The sequence below is a fragment of the Neptunomonas sp. CHC150 genome, from assembly GCF_030397555.1.
GTDB classification, from domain to species: domain Bacteria; phylum Pseudomonadota; class Gammaproteobacteria; order Pseudomonadales; family Balneatricaceae; genus Neptunomonas; species Neptunomonas phycophila.
The window spans coordinates 20671-34110 of the sequence record NZ_JAPNXU010000017.1; the positions used below are offsets into that span (position 1 = coordinate 20671).

Annotated in this window: 15 protein-coding genes; 5 read left to right on the top strand and 10 right to left on the bottom strand. The window is 43.5% G+C overall.

Annotated elements, in window-relative coordinates; translation table 11 throughout:
• Window positions 1-16: 16 nt before the first annotated feature.
• The 3 genes from OW491_RS17635 to dapA all read right to left on the bottom strand — a co-directional run bounded on the left by OW491_RS17635 (window position 17) and on the right by dapA (window position 3326).
• Window positions 17-964, bottom strand: a complete 948-nt coding sequence (locus tag OW491_RS17635; RefSeq protein WP_290037220.1) for a 2-hydroxyacid dehydrogenase — start codon at window positions 962-964, stop codon at window positions 17-19.
• 110 nt (window positions 965-1074) lie between these two features.
• Complete coding sequence (bamC, locus tag OW491_RS17640; protein ID WP_290037241.1) at window positions 1075-2427, bottom strand: outer membrane protein assembly factor BamC; 1353 nt, start codon at window positions 2425-2427, stop codon at window positions 1075-1077.
• 20 nt (window positions 2428-2447) lie between these two features.
• A complete protein-coding gene (dapA, locus tag OW491_RS17645) occupies window positions 2448-3326 on the bottom strand; it encodes a 4-hydroxy-tetrahydrodipicolinate synthase (RefSeq protein ID WP_075172084.1) in 879 nt (292 codons plus the stop codon).
• Window positions 3327-3473: 147 nt separating this feature from the next.
• Between dapA and OW491_RS17650 the strand changes: the two genes are divergently transcribed.
• Window positions 3474-3941: a peroxiredoxin gene (locus tag OW491_RS17650; protein WP_075172083.1), complete on the top strand. Its 468-nt coding sequence runs from the start codon at window positions 3474-3476 to the stop codon at window positions 3939-3941.
• Window positions 3942-4005: 64 nt separating this feature from the next.
• Here OW491_RS17650 and OW491_RS17655 read toward each other — a convergent pair whose 3' ends face one another.
• Both OW491_RS17655 and OW491_RS17660 read right to left on the bottom strand, forming a co-directional pair.
• The gene (locus tag OW491_RS17655) at window positions 4006-5091 is read right to left on the bottom strand and encodes an AI-2E family transporter (RefSeq protein ID WP_075172082.1); all 1086 of its coding nucleotides are present in this window, start codon (window positions 5089-5091) and stop codon (window positions 4006-4008) included.
• Window positions 5088-5339 (bottom strand): sulfurtransferase TusA family protein, encoded by a 252-nt coding sequence (locus OW491_RS17660; protein WP_075172081.1) that lies wholly within the window; start codon window positions 5337-5339, stop codon window positions 5088-5090. Before OW491_RS17660 ends, OW491_RS17655 begins: the two co-directional genes overlap by 4 nt.
• A 119-nt stretch (window positions 5340-5458) precedes the next feature.
• Here OW491_RS17660 and OW491_RS17665 point away from each other — a divergent pair, with 119 nt between their 5' ends.
• The gene (locus OW491_RS17665) at window positions 5459-6889 is read left to right on the top strand and encodes a M48 family metalloprotease (protein ID WP_290037222.1); all 1431 of its coding nucleotides are present in this window, start codon (window positions 5459-5461) and stop codon (window positions 6887-6889) included.
• Here OW491_RS17665 and OW491_RS17670 read toward each other — a convergent pair.
• The 5 genes from OW491_RS17670 to OW491_RS17690 form a co-directional block, all read right to left on the bottom strand.
• Window positions 6886-7464, bottom strand: a complete 579-nt coding sequence (locus OW491_RS17670) for a TetR/AcrR family transcriptional regulator (protein ID WP_290037223.1) — start codon at window positions 7462-7464, stop codon at window positions 6886-6888. The genes OW491_RS17665 and OW491_RS17670 overlap by 4 nt on opposite strands.
• A gap of 154 nt (window positions 7465-7618) precedes the next feature.
• Complete coding sequence (locus tag OW491_RS17675) at window positions 7619-7975, bottom strand: hypothetical protein (protein WP_075172078.1); 357 nt, start codon at window positions 7973-7975, stop codon at window positions 7619-7621.
• 59 nt (window positions 7976-8034) lie between these two features.
• Window positions 8035-8442, bottom strand: coding sequence for a roadblock/LC7 domain-containing protein (locus OW491_RS17680; protein WP_178968660.1), 408 nt, complete (start codon window positions 8440-8442; stop codon window positions 8035-8037).
• Between the two features lie 2 nt (window positions 8443-8444).
• Window positions 8445-8972 (bottom strand): ATP/GTP-binding protein, encoded by a 528-nt coding sequence (locus OW491_RS17685; RefSeq protein WP_075172076.1) that lies wholly within the window; start codon window positions 8970-8972, stop codon window positions 8445-8447.
• A 3-nt stretch (window positions 8973-8975) separates the two neighbouring features.
• Window positions 8976-9863 (bottom strand): hypothetical protein, encoded by an 888-nt coding sequence (locus OW491_RS17690; protein ID WP_075172075.1) that lies wholly within the window; start codon window positions 9861-9863, stop codon window positions 8976-8978.
• Window positions 9864-10112: 249 nt separating this feature from the next.
• Here OW491_RS17690 and trpB point away from each other — a divergent pair, with 249 nt between their 5' ends.
• The 3 genes from trpB (at window position 10113) to hisC (ending at window position 13314) form a co-directional block, all read left to right on the top strand.
• A complete protein-coding gene (trpB, locus tag OW491_RS17695; protein WP_277253422.1) occupies window positions 10113-11336 on the top strand; it encodes a tryptophan synthase subunit beta in 1224 nt (407 codons plus the stop codon).
• Between the two features lies 1 nt (window position 11337).
• Window positions 11338-12129 (top strand): tryptophan synthase subunit alpha, encoded by a 792-nt coding sequence (trpA, locus tag OW491_RS17700; RefSeq protein ID WP_290037225.1) that lies wholly within the window; start codon window positions 11338-11340, stop codon window positions 12127-12129.
• A gap of 111 nt (window positions 12130-12240) precedes the next feature.
• Window positions 12241-13314, top strand: coding sequence for a histidinol-phosphate transaminase (gene hisC / locus OW491_RS17705; protein ID WP_290037226.1), 1074 nt, complete (start codon window positions 12241-12243; stop codon window positions 13312-13314).
• Window positions 13315-13440 lie beyond the last annotated feature (126 nt).

A 13440-nucleotide genomic window follows, 5' to 3' on the forward strand; every position in this document is an offset into this window, starting at 1 on the left:
GATTTAGGAACAAGGTTTAAACAACTCGACGTTCGCCCTGCTCACCACTCAAGAACACGTTAACGTTTTCTATGGTTTGCTCAACTATACGCTGACGTGCCTCTTTGCTTCCCCATGCAGAATGAGGCGTTACAATTAGATTAGGCACACTTGAATCAAGTAAAGGGTTACCGTTTTTAGGGGGCTCTTCTATTAGCACATCGGTAGCCGCCCCTGCGATAACACCCGACTTTAACGCGTTAGCCAATGCCTGTTCATCCACAATCCCTCCACGTGCAACATTGACCAAAAAAGCACTTGGTTTCATTAAATTTAGCGCTTGTTCGTCAATTAGATTCTGTGTAGCGGGTGTTAAAGGACAATGCAGCGTTAACACGTCAACCTGCGGGAGCAGTTGCGCCAGAGGCAAACGATTTTCTCGACAATCAGACTCATCGCGGCTTGCAATCAGCACTTGCATACCAAATGCTTTTGCAATCTGCGCAACGCCTTGACCCAAGCTACCATAACCGACAACACCTAATGTTTTACCGGCTAGCTCACTGATGGGATAGTTAAGCAAGCAAAACTGATCCGACTTTTGCCAATCGCCCGCTTCGACAGACTGCTGGTATTGGATTAAGTTAGTGTGGAGCGCAAGTATCAAGGCAAATGCATGCTGAACAACCGACGGTACACCGTAAGCTTGACAATTAAACACCGCTATCCCACATTGCTTAGCGGCTTCTAGGTCAACATTATTTGTTCCTGTAGCCACTATGCATATTAACTTTATTTGACTTGCCTTTAATAAAGTCGCATCCAATTTGACTTTGTTTACAATCACAACATCCGCGTTTTGTATACGAGGCGCGATATCTTTCTGGGTTGTTTTATCAAAGATAGTTAACGATGAGAATGCTTGTTCTAAACCCGATAGATCCAAATCACGTAAAGTTTCAGCATCTAAAAAAACGGCCTTCATTACTACTGCTCCTGCATCTTTATGCTTAATAACTGGTGAGGACTGGTAATTTTTCGATTAAAAAAGGGGCTGGAAAGCCCCCTTTTTTATCGCTTATGTAACGCATTGCATTACATTGAGTCTTTCAGATCCCAGAGAATTTCTTCAGCTACTTGAGCATCGGCATCCTCACCCTGATCATCTAAAACGGATACCAGAATACCCGAGCGGGTACGATTCAACTTAATCTGATATCGACCAATTTGCTGGTATACATCACCATCTTTGCTAATTCGCCCTTTAGAAGAGCCTGAGTTAAAGACGTACACCACTCGCCCGGCCAGCCAAATTTTATAGCCATCTTGAGCCGATAAATCTTCAGGATCCCCAAACTCTTGCACTAGTTCTTCAGCCGATTTCGACGTGTAGCGAACATCATCAGCTTCGTCATCTACACCCACTAATGCACCTAGTGTCCCTGTATTTAACGTGATATCACCACGATCGGAGAACATCCACTCAAAAAAGCCTTGGCTTTTCTTTTCGATCGGTGTCGTGGTTACGTACGTCATGTAAAGCAACCCTTGCTTTTGATCACGCGTACCTATATCCATGCCTGCGCTGTCTGCTGCCTTGTTAACCTTTTCCCATGCTTCATCCGCTGAATCTTCGAGCTTTAACACAGGGTTTCCACTAGAGTCTCGCCCAAGCAAAGGGCGTGCATTTTGGTGGTTCTGCATAGACAGTAAGGTTTGCTCAGCAGACTGATCTGATGCTTTACTCATGTAGCGTAATAAAGAAAACATCATATCTGTTTTATAGCCAACATCGGCCGAATCTTGCTGCCAATCCACCTTATCGACTTGCTCGCTCTTGGAGAACTGAGCATGCTGCATAACAATTGCAGTACGCTGTTCTGCGTCTTTTTCAGGACGCAAGGTAACACGTATTTTATCCTGTGTGCCTTCGGGTATGTTCTGCAAGGTTAAATGCTTTATCCAACGATCTACCGCATGATATTCAGGGCCATTGGTTTCGATCCAGTCAGTCTCAATCACCCCATCACGCGCATCAGCATTAGCCACTTTGATATTGTTGTAGGCAAAGAAGTCCAACACTTTTGTCCAAGTAACATCAATTGGCTCATCAACAACGATGATTTTTTCACCACCTTGACGCTTCAAGCTAACGGCATCACTGCCTGTATCAGCATAGAAAAATTCTGGCCGTGGGACTTCAAAGCCACTTTGCAAAGCACTCGAAGTTTCACCAACTTTTGGAATTACCAGTAGATCATTTGTCTGCTTAGCCCGTAAACTTGGCGGAATTTCTAATCGCTTAGCAACGGTTGCTGTTTCGTACTCCTGATTTCGATCTCGGATAATCCCGTTTTCACCATAAATCGGGTTCTTATCGATCACACTGCAACCGCTGATCGTCGTGATAGCAACTACCGACGTGACTGCAGCGGGAAGCAACCGCATTTTAATCAAAGCAATACTCCTTACTTAACTAAACCAATATCGACTAAAGCCTGCTTAACAACAGGGCGATTCGCCTCTGACAAAACGGTCAAAGGAAGACGTATACCCTGACCAATCAACCCCATTTCATGCATAGCCCATTTTACGGGTATGGGATTCGCTTCAACAAACAAGTGCGTATGGGCCGGCATCAGCTGTTGCTGTAATGCGCGTGCTTTATCAGCCTCCCCCGCCAAACCTAATTTGCAAAGTTCTGACATCTGAGCTGGCGCAATGTTCGCAGTCACAGAAATATTTCCGTGGCCACCCGCTAAAATAAGCTCGATTGCTGTTGCATCATCGCCCGAGTAAATAGCGAACCCTTCTGGTGCTTTGGCAATTAAATCACGCGCTCGCTCAACATCACCCGTCGCTTCTTTGATACCAACAATGTTTGGAATTTCAGCTAAACGCAATACAGTTTCCGTAAGCATATCGCATGCTGTACGACCCGGTACGTTATACAAAATTTGAGGAATATCAACGGCTTCCGCTATCGCTTTAAAGTGCTGATAAAGCCCTTCCTGAGTAGGCTTGTTGTAATAAGGTGTAACAAGTAAACACGCTGATGCGCCAACTTTTTTGGCTTCACGAGTTAACTCGATAGCTTCACGCGTGGAGTTAGCTCCTGTACCAGCAATAATGGGCATACGGCCATTAACACGCTCAACTACGCGTTTGATAACCGCACAGTGCTCATCGCAATCTAAGGTAGCAGACTCACCTGAAGTACCAACGGCGACAATTGAATCTGTCCCGTTCTCCAAGTGAAAGTCGACGATCTTATCAAGCGCTTCCCAGTCGAGTTCACCGTTGTCTAACATTGGGGTCACAAGCGCTACAAGGCTGCCGGTAATCATTTTATTCTCCATTACATAAGCTCGAATGATTAATACAGTACATCCGAAACCCGTTCTGATATCGTATAAGACCCAATATTCTATACGAAATAAAAGCGTAAGGCGTAGTCACCATGACGCTTTTTTACAAACTGAGGTAAAAGAAATATGACAACGATTGCTGTAGGCCAGCCAGTAGCCGACTTTTCCGCTCCTGCAACAAGCGAAACCACTGTTAAACTGAGTGACTTAAAAGGTAAAAAAGTCGTTATTTATTTTTACCCAAAGGACAACACACCAGGCTGTACAACAGAAGGCCAAAACTTCCGAGATTTATTTGCCGAATTTGAAGCCAACAACACCGTCATTTTCGGAGTCAGTAAAGACAGTCTTCGTGTTCACGAAAACTTCAAAGCAAAACAGTCTTTTCCATTCGAACTCATCAGTGATCCTGAAGAACTGGTTTGTAAACATTTTGATGTTATTAAGCTCAAGAAAAACTACGGTAAAGAGTATATGGGGATCGAGCGGAGCACATTCTTAATTGACGAGAATGGCGTTCTACAACAGGAATGGCGTAAGGTACGCGTAAAGGATCATGTCGACCAAGTATTAGCCGCAGTTAAAGGTGAATAACCCCTGCCCCTATCAAAAAAGCCGATCATTTGAGGATCGGCTTTTTTATGCGTCAAATTCTGAATTATGGAGCTTTAATAACGGGACTTTCCTCATCAGCCGATAAATGTCGAGGCCAAGCATTCATGATCGCTTTCACAAAAGTTGCCAAAGGTATTGCAAAGAACACCCCCCAAAAACCCCACAGCGTTCCAAAGATAAGCACCGCAACAATGATAGATATTGGATGCAAGTTGACGGCTTCGGAAAACAATAATGGGACAAGCACGTTCCCATCTAAAGCTTGGATAATGGCGTATGCTATCAACAAATACATAAAGTCATCGCTCAGCCCCCATTGAAAAAAACCAATCAGTGCAACCGGCAATGTCACCACTGCTGCCCCGATGTATGGAATGAGAACAGACAATCCAACAATAATGCCCAACAATGCCGCATAATTAACATCGAGCAAAGCAAACGTTGCATACGTCACCGTACCTACAATCAATATCTCAATGACCTTGCCACGGATGTAATTGGCAATCTGGTCATCCATTTCATGCCATATATTGGTCAGCATATTTCTTTTTTTCGGTAAGAAAGATGTCCACCAGCCAATTAACGAGCGCCCATCCTTTAAAAAGAAAAACACTAAAATGGGTACCAAAACGAGATATACCAACAAGGTCATCACACTAGCTAACGAATTAAACGAGTATGTCAGCACCCATTGACCAGCCGAGGTTAGCTCCTGAGTCGCCAACGACATAATGCTTCGAATTTGAGTTTCAGTAATCCAATCAGGGTATTGCTGTGGCAACACAAGCAAAAGAGACTGAACCTGCTGTACCATTCTCGGTAACTCAGTAAACAAGGTTGAAAGCTGTTTCCACGCCAAGGGGACAACTATTAATAATAGTGCCAATACAAAGCTAACAAACCCCAAAAAAGTAATAAGAACTGCGCCTAAGTGAGGGACTTTCTTAGCCTTTAACCAATCAACGCCACCTTGCATAAGAAAAGCTATGACTATACCTGCAAAAACAGGAGCAAGTGGCTTACCCAACGTTGCCATTAACACTAGCGTTGCCACAATCAGTATGAAGAGGAACAACGCCTCTTCATCTGAAAAATAACGATCAATCCATTTGTTGAAAATGGCCTTCATTTTTTTACCCCTAACCCACAACGAATAATGTAAATATACTCAGTCTCACCAATGAACGTATCCAGTAAATCATGGTCAGAATGCTCAATAAATACTGTAATATCGCGCACTGAGCCAGCATCGGTTGCTATAACTTTTAACACACTCCCTGATGACATTTTATGAAGTGCTTGTTTCGTTTTTAATAAAGGCAGAGGACAATTTAGCCCGGAGGCATCCAAGACAGTATCAATGTTAATATTTAGCATGAGGCAACATACTCTGCAGCAAATCAGGAAAAATTCAATTGAATTCAGGCATCTGCCCATCCAACGGGGTAAGATAATGACACGCTTCCCTTTGGCATGAAAGAGAACAGGATTACTGAATGCCCTTTCTACGACTTTTTATTTTTAGCTTTTTACTTTTACCTGTCACTTCTCATGCTGACAACAATCTGCCTATTTTTGGTGATACCACATCCGGGATCATATCTCTGAGCAAAGAACACGAGTTAGGACAGGCTTGGGCAAGATCATTACGTGGCAGCGCAAAGCTCCTGGATGACCCGATTACATACAGCTACCTGAATGATTTACTGTGGAAACTAGCCTCCCATAGCCAATTGCAAGATAGGCGGCTTGATCTCATTGTATTAGACAACCCGACTCTGAATGCCTTTGCTGTTCCAGGTGGTATTATTGGAATACATGGAGGACTCATCCTTAGCGCCGACAACGAGGACGAACTCGCCTCTGTTGTAGCTCATGAGCTGGCCCATTTAAGCCAACGCCATTTTGCTTCTCAACTAGAGGAGGCTCGCCGCAACCGACCGTTTACACTCGCAGCTTTGCTAGCTAGCATCCTAGTTGCTAGCGCAGATGGTCAAGCCGGTGCCGCCGCTATATCAACGACCATCGCCTCCCAACAATCAGCCGCACTGGCTTTTAGCCGTCAAAATGAACAAGAAGCTGATCGATTAGGCATGCAAACCCTAGTCAACGCGGGTATTGACCCAGAAGCCATGCCTAGGATGTTCTCGCGCCTACTAAGATCGCAGCGCTTTGATCAAAACCGTTTACCTGAATTTTTGCTTACACACCCTGTATCTGAATCTCGTATTGCAGATGCTTTAAATCGCTCAGCGCAACTGCCTGATCAGCCGGCCTCTAAAAACTCAAAAGAATACGAAATCATACGCACACGCATGACCGTACACTTTGCAAAATCGCCACAAGATTCGTATGCATTTTATCGGCAAGCAGTAGATGCCAGCCCGACGCCAACAGCTTTGTATGGCCTTGCCCTCTCCAGCATAGAAACTAACCGGTATCAAGAAGCTCACCAAGCCCTCAAGCAATTGCCCAATGACTGGCAATCAATGCTTTACATCAAACTCACCGTTGCCGAGATTTACTTAGCTGAGCAAAACTGGCAAACAGCAGTTGAGTCGCTTCAAGCGCTTAATGAACTCTACCCGTATACCTATACCGTAGAAAAACTCTTATCAAAAGCTCTAATGGCCCAAGGGCAGCCGGCTCAAGCCATACGCGTTATGAATAATATTAAACGCGACTACCCCAAAGACGTAGATAATTGGTATTTGCTGGCAGAGGCATACGGTCAAAACAATGAACGAATGAACGTGCATCTGACGCGCATCGAGTACTTCTTACTCACCGGACAAACTGATAGAGCTAATCAACAGATTACTTTTGCACGCCGAGAGAAGAACCAAAGCCAATACGAAATAGCTAGGCTCGACCAGCTTGAGCAAGAAACCAAAGCCGTGCGCGATGCAATGAAAATGGATATTTAAAAACGAAGACTGAGGGATAACACATCCTCAGTTGATAGGCTATTGGGTACACCCAGTGCGCGGTCAACTGCTTGCTGTTTAACGATTGAAACAATAGCTCTAGCAACCAGAGGCTCTTCAACTATGGATAAGCACGCCTCTACAGCCTGATTATTTAACGAATTATCCAGCTCAAAGAAAAGCGCCAATACATCACTATTGAGCTTTTGTGATTCCCCTATGCAAATACGTAATATTGATAAGTAAAACGTTTCCTGGATAAGAAGCTCATAACCATTAAGAATGACGTTGAGTGCCTGTTTATTAGCAGATGATGAACAGGTTTGAAGAGAATCAGTTTGTATTTTTTTTGCGGAATCAAAAACAACCATGGATAACAAATGATCTGATTGTAAAATCAGCCATTCATGAAGCAATGAAAGCTTAGAAGGAAAGTTATTGTAAACTGTTGGTTTTGATACACCGGCAGTTTGCGTCACAACATCAATAGACGTCGCTTGATAACCCAACTGAGAAAACAATTGACCAGCAGTATCAATAATATGCTGCTTTTTAGATGGACGACCACGTGCCATAGATTGAATCTTTTGATAAGAATAAGGCGCGATTGTAGAGTGGATTCATATAAAGATAAATGCGCCAAGGCAAAAACCTCAGCGCATTTGTATTCAACAAGCTTATTTAAACACCTTATAAGCCATTCAATTTCGTGAGTAAAATTCGCTCAGATTAAACCTTAAGCTCACCTTCAACTTGCTTAAGCTTACGACGAGCCAGCGCAAGGTTGCCTGATTGGTTTAACACATAATAAACGAACAACTCGCGATCAGAAGCCAGTGGGCGAATCAGATGGATTTGATCAGACAACGTAATCAAAATATCTTCAATAGTAGACGTCAAGCCTAACATCTTAATCGTTTTGATTTTAGCGCGTACAACTTCTGTATTACCACCAGCCGCTACATCTAGGTCTACGCCTTGACCTGCAGAACCAAGCATCATCCCGCTATTATAATCAACCAATGCAGCGCACATAGCGCCATCAACAGTTAATAGCTCTTGTAGGCTTTCATTAATTTTGCTCATTTTTTTCCCTTTCACGTCATTCTATTTGTGGGTGATTTACTAATAATCCAAATATTTTTCTATGTATTCAGACCATTCAACACTGCATCATAAGCTTTCTGCAACGTCCAATTCGCTATACCGTGATTTACCGACCGCTTAAAGCCGGTCAACAGGACAAAGTCCGTTTCTTTAGTAAACAATAGTCTAGAAAGCAACAGCCCTTCACTACCTTCGACAGAAGCACCTTTCACTTCACCAATTTCGCACTCAGATGCAAGGCTATAACTCAACCCTGTAAAGGAAACCGCCATAGTGGCGATACGGTTTGGATCCATTTTTTGCTTATCAACTTGCGCCCCCGCGTGAGCAACCAAGAAACCATCTGATGTTGCTAACACAACAAATCGTAGGCCTTCATACTCATCTAACAAGGACTTTAATAACGCTTCTAACTGCTCAGACTGCTCTGCTAAATCTTGGCTCATTACTAATCCAATAAAAATCTCAATTCCGCATTTGAAATCAATACGTGCAATAAAACCGTGAGATCTTGCTCATTTCGTGGATCCGAGCAAAACACCGGCATTGTTAACCCTTCATCCATGAGTAATTGATTGCAATGATCAACGTCGCTGTCCGTTGCGCGATTTAGGGCGACGATAAAACTGCTAGGATCAACAAACTTTGTGAATTCGTCTACGAAATACTTAAAGTCCTTCCAGCAATTCTCTTGGCTACAATCCAGCAACATGATTGCTCCCATAGCCCCTTTTGTGATTATAGGCCACATAAAGTCAAAGCGCTGTTGTCCCGGCACACCATAAAGTGCAACTTTACCGTGTTCGCCTAAGTTTATTTCTCCATAATCCATCCCCACCGTGGTCGTGGGTTTATCAACTTTAAAGCGCTCTGTATTGCGTGCCTCTGTTTTTACCGGCTCAATCTCGCTTATAGTCTGAATTGCTGTACTTTTTCCTGACCCCATGGGCCCAATAAAAACAACTTTCAGCAACATGTACTACAGTCCTAGTTTTGCTTTGAATGCTTGTAAAACCGATAGGCTTGCATCGATAGGCGGTTGCGTTACCGTGTCGGCTTCTTCGTTTTCAACTTTAACTCTCAAGCCAGAAACACTACATGCGTGAAGGAAAGTACATACCTCTTCTGCATTGAGTCCGCTTACCATCATCCCTGTTTTCACAGTTGCAGCCTTTCGACCATATAAGGAGGACAACCTAAACATTGGCGCCGTTGACTCCCAATGCCCTAATTGAGGCCAACTCAACAAACGGTAAAGTGCATCCGGCCGATTCCACTTTTGCGCTGCATAACGATGCTCTTTAAGCCCTAAAGACCAAAGCAAGCTAGCTATTGGCAACTCCAAGCTTGGCTTAAGAATAGATACGTCTTCTGATTTTTTCCAATCTGCATCATCAGAATTAAAAATTAATTCTACTAATTCTGTTTTATCTGAAGCATTAGTACGCAGAACCTTATCCTGAGCACAAATAAATGTTTGGGTATTATTATGAACATATAGGCTACCGCTACCCTCTTGGGCCAAACCTACTATCCATTCTGCCATTGAAACCAACCCTACCTCTGGCTCTGCCGATAGGCGGCTATCTGCATAATTTAAAAGATCAAGCAGGGTAAAAACACGTAGCGGCAACTCAAACTCACCTTGACTAAGAAACCTTAGTTCGTTTGTGAGCATAATATTAAGCGCATCATCGTTAGGGGCTTTCGACCTCCCCTCTATTCCAATGCGCAAGTCAACGGACTGATCGTCATTACACAATACCCAGTTTGATGATAAATACGGACGAATCACATCCAGTTGAGCTGGCATTATCTGACAGCTGAGATCATCAAAACCATTTAATGAAAAAGTATAGGTATTCAAACAAGCCTCATTGATAAATGTCTGCTTTCACAGCTTATTACTCATACAAACTAAACAGGTGCATAAGTAAACCCTTAATTAGATAAGTGTAGACTAGTGCCTGCTCCTTTTACAAAACCTGAATAAACAAATATCTGTCTCTTTTTTACACCAAATCATCTTTTACAGCCGAAACTTGACACCTTAATCGTAAAGCTCTATTTTATTTACCAAACCGTTTAGTAAATAAATTAATTTAAAGAGAGCGACATGAAAGATCAATTTTTCGGACGTTTTGGCGGAAGCTTTATTCCAGAGATTCTCTACAACAGCCAACAACAGCTCATTGACGCATACGAATCAGCGATGTCGGATGCCGAGTTTGTAGGCCGATTAAAATCTGAATGGCAGCATTATTCAGGTCGCCCTACACCACTGACTTTTTGCAACAACTTAACGCAACAGATAGGCGGCGCCCAAATCTACCTCAAAAGAGAAGATTTAAACCACAGCGGCGCGCATAAAATGAACAACGTTATTGGCCAAGGCTTGTTAACCCAATACATGGGAAAAACACGCGTCATTGCTGAGACGGGTGCTGGTCAGCACGGAATTGCGACCGCTCTAATATCTGCTCGCCTAGGCCTTAAATGCACTATTTATATGGGCGCTACAGACATCAAACGTCAATACCCTAATGTGTTTTGGATGAAACAGCTCGGGGCCGAAGTGATACCGGTCACCACTGGAAGCGCTACTTTAAAAGACGCACTGGATGAAGCAATGCGAGATTGGGCCGCAAATTATGATGACACCCATTATCTAATTGGTACGAGCTGCGGCTGTGCTCCCTTCCCTGAAATGGTCGCTGGTTTTCAATCGATTATTGGAGAAGAAGTCAAAGAGCAGTCAATCAACCAAATCGGCAAACATCCTGACAGAATATACGCCTGTGTAGGTGGAGGCAGTAATGCTTGCGGCATTTTCCTGCCCTTTGTCGACTCGTCATCAACAGAGCTTGTTGGTGTAGAAGCAGGTGGCCGTAGCGATGCACCAGGAGATCACGCAAAACGATTTAATACCGACCAAGCACGTTTTGGTATTGCCCAAGGCTACGCAACCCGCTTTCTTCAAGACAGTGAAGGCCAGTTAATGCCGACACACTCTATTTCAGCAGGCCTAGATTACGTCGGTGTTTCGCCAATATTGGCCGACCTAGAAGAAAACGGAAAGGTCAGAATGATCAGTGCGAACGATGACGAAGTTATGACCGCGTTCTCCCAGCTAATGCGCAACGAAGGCATTATTCCCGCTTTAGAATCAGCTCATGCGGTAGCCGGCGGTCTTCGTGAGGCAAAAAGCATGAGCCCTGAGCAATCTATTGTTATTAATCTGTCTGGGCGCGGCGATAAAGATATTTTTAATGTCGCTAAAGTAATGAAGGACGAACCTTTCAGCGCTTTCTTAAACGACTTTTTATTGGAGGCAAATTAATATGCATCCTTTGACCCAATACATCCGTGACAAACGTAAAACACAAGACATCCTTTTAATGACACACGTCGTTTACGGATACCCAAGTATTGAAGACAGCCTATCTATTATGAGAAGCCTTCTCAATCAGGGTGCGGATATTTTAGAGGTACAATTTCCTTTCTCAGACCCTGTTGCTGATGGCCCTACCATTACCACTGCATGTCATCACGCTCTGGAAAACAAGCCGCGACTGGAACAATTATTGGCAGATATAGAAATGCTAAGTAAAGAGTTCCCAAAACAGCATATCTTACTTATGAGTTATCTAAACCCGCTTCTCCAATTCGGTTTAGATAACTTAGCTAACACTATGAAAAATCGTGGAATTAGCAGCATGATAATCCCTGACATACTGCAAGACAGCTATCCTCTATTGGCCCCATTGACGGAGCAAAGCATATCACCCATTTGGCTTGTTACTCTGGATATGCCTGATGAGAGGATTAAGCAACTCAAGCAAAGAGCCGACGGAATGTTGTATTGTGTCAGCCGAAAAGGAGTAACTGGAAAGCAACAAACGGATAGCGTTGATAAATCAGCAACGATCCAAATCGGTAATTATTTAAATAGAGTGAAAGGCTTAACCGAACTCCCTCTCGCCATGGGCTTTGGCATTCGAACCAGAGAAGACGTGAAGGCATTAATTGGACATGCCGATGTTGCTATTGCTGGCTCTGTCTTTTTAGACGCCTACAATGCAGGAGGGATTAAAGCAGTAGGCGAACAAGTAACCTCTCTTAAATCTGCTTAATTAGTATATAACGAGCGCCCCTAATCTACTGACAAGCACTAGTGGTTAATGGGGCGATTCGCTATAATTTTCGGCCAACTAGCTGCTTTTAAATAACGAGTTATTACAACAATGAGTAAATTCTGGAGTGACGCGATCCGTGATCTAACCCCTTATGTTCCAGGCGAACAACCTAAGGTTAGTAACATAATCAAACTCAACACAAACGAAAACCCGTTTGGCCCTTCTCCCAAAGTTACTCACGCCATTCATTCATTTGAAAGCAACAAATTGCGTAAATACCCAGACCCAGACTCTACATCACTCAAAAATACGCTGGCTGATTACTATAATGTAAGCTCCAATCAAGTATTTGTGGGTAATGGATCGGATGAAGTGCTAGCGCATGCCTTCATGGCCTTCTTCCGCCAGAAAGAGCCGCTGCTCATGCCTACCATCACCTATAGTTTCTATGATGTGTATTGCAACTTATACAATATAAACTACGAGCATATCTCCCTTGGGGATGATTTCTCCATCGACCTAACAAGATACCAGCGCCCTAATGGCGGCATTATTTTTGCGAACCCTAATGCACCTACCGGTAAAGCACTAACCCTTGATGCAATTGAAGGCCTCCTCAACACCAACACGGAATCTGTCGTGATTGTTGATGAAGCCTATGTAGACTTTGGGGCTCAAAGTGCCGTTAGCCTTATCAATAAATACCCCAATGTTTTGGTGATTCAAACATTTTCCAAATCCCGATCTCTAGCCGGTATGCGAGTTGGTTTCGCTCTAGGGAATGCAGAATTAATCGAAGGCTTAGAACGAGTTAAAAATAGCTTTAACTCTTACCCTTTGGATATGCTCGCTCAAGACACCGCTATTGCCGCGATACAAGACGAGCAATACTTCCAAGAAACAACGCAACAAATCATCAGCACACGCGAATGGACAACCGCTCAATTGGAATCGATCGGGTTTAATGTTGTTCCATCTAAAACAAACTTTGTCTTCGCGACGCATCGTTATTTGCCAGGCGCTGAGCTCATGGGCTTTTTACGTACTCATAACATATTAGTCCGTCATTTTAGCCGACCAGGCATCGAAAACCATTTGCGCATTACCATTGGAACCCCGGATGAAATGAGTGCCTTCATTGACTGCCTTAAAAAGCATCCTGATATAAGCACGTTGGATTAAAGCCCCCTCAGAAGCGTCTGAAGTCGCTACACCTTTAGACGCTTCTACCATTCAATCCAACAACGCACTGTTCCCTTGTAGATACCCAATTTATTGATAGAATCGCGCTTTATATTAAGGATTCTA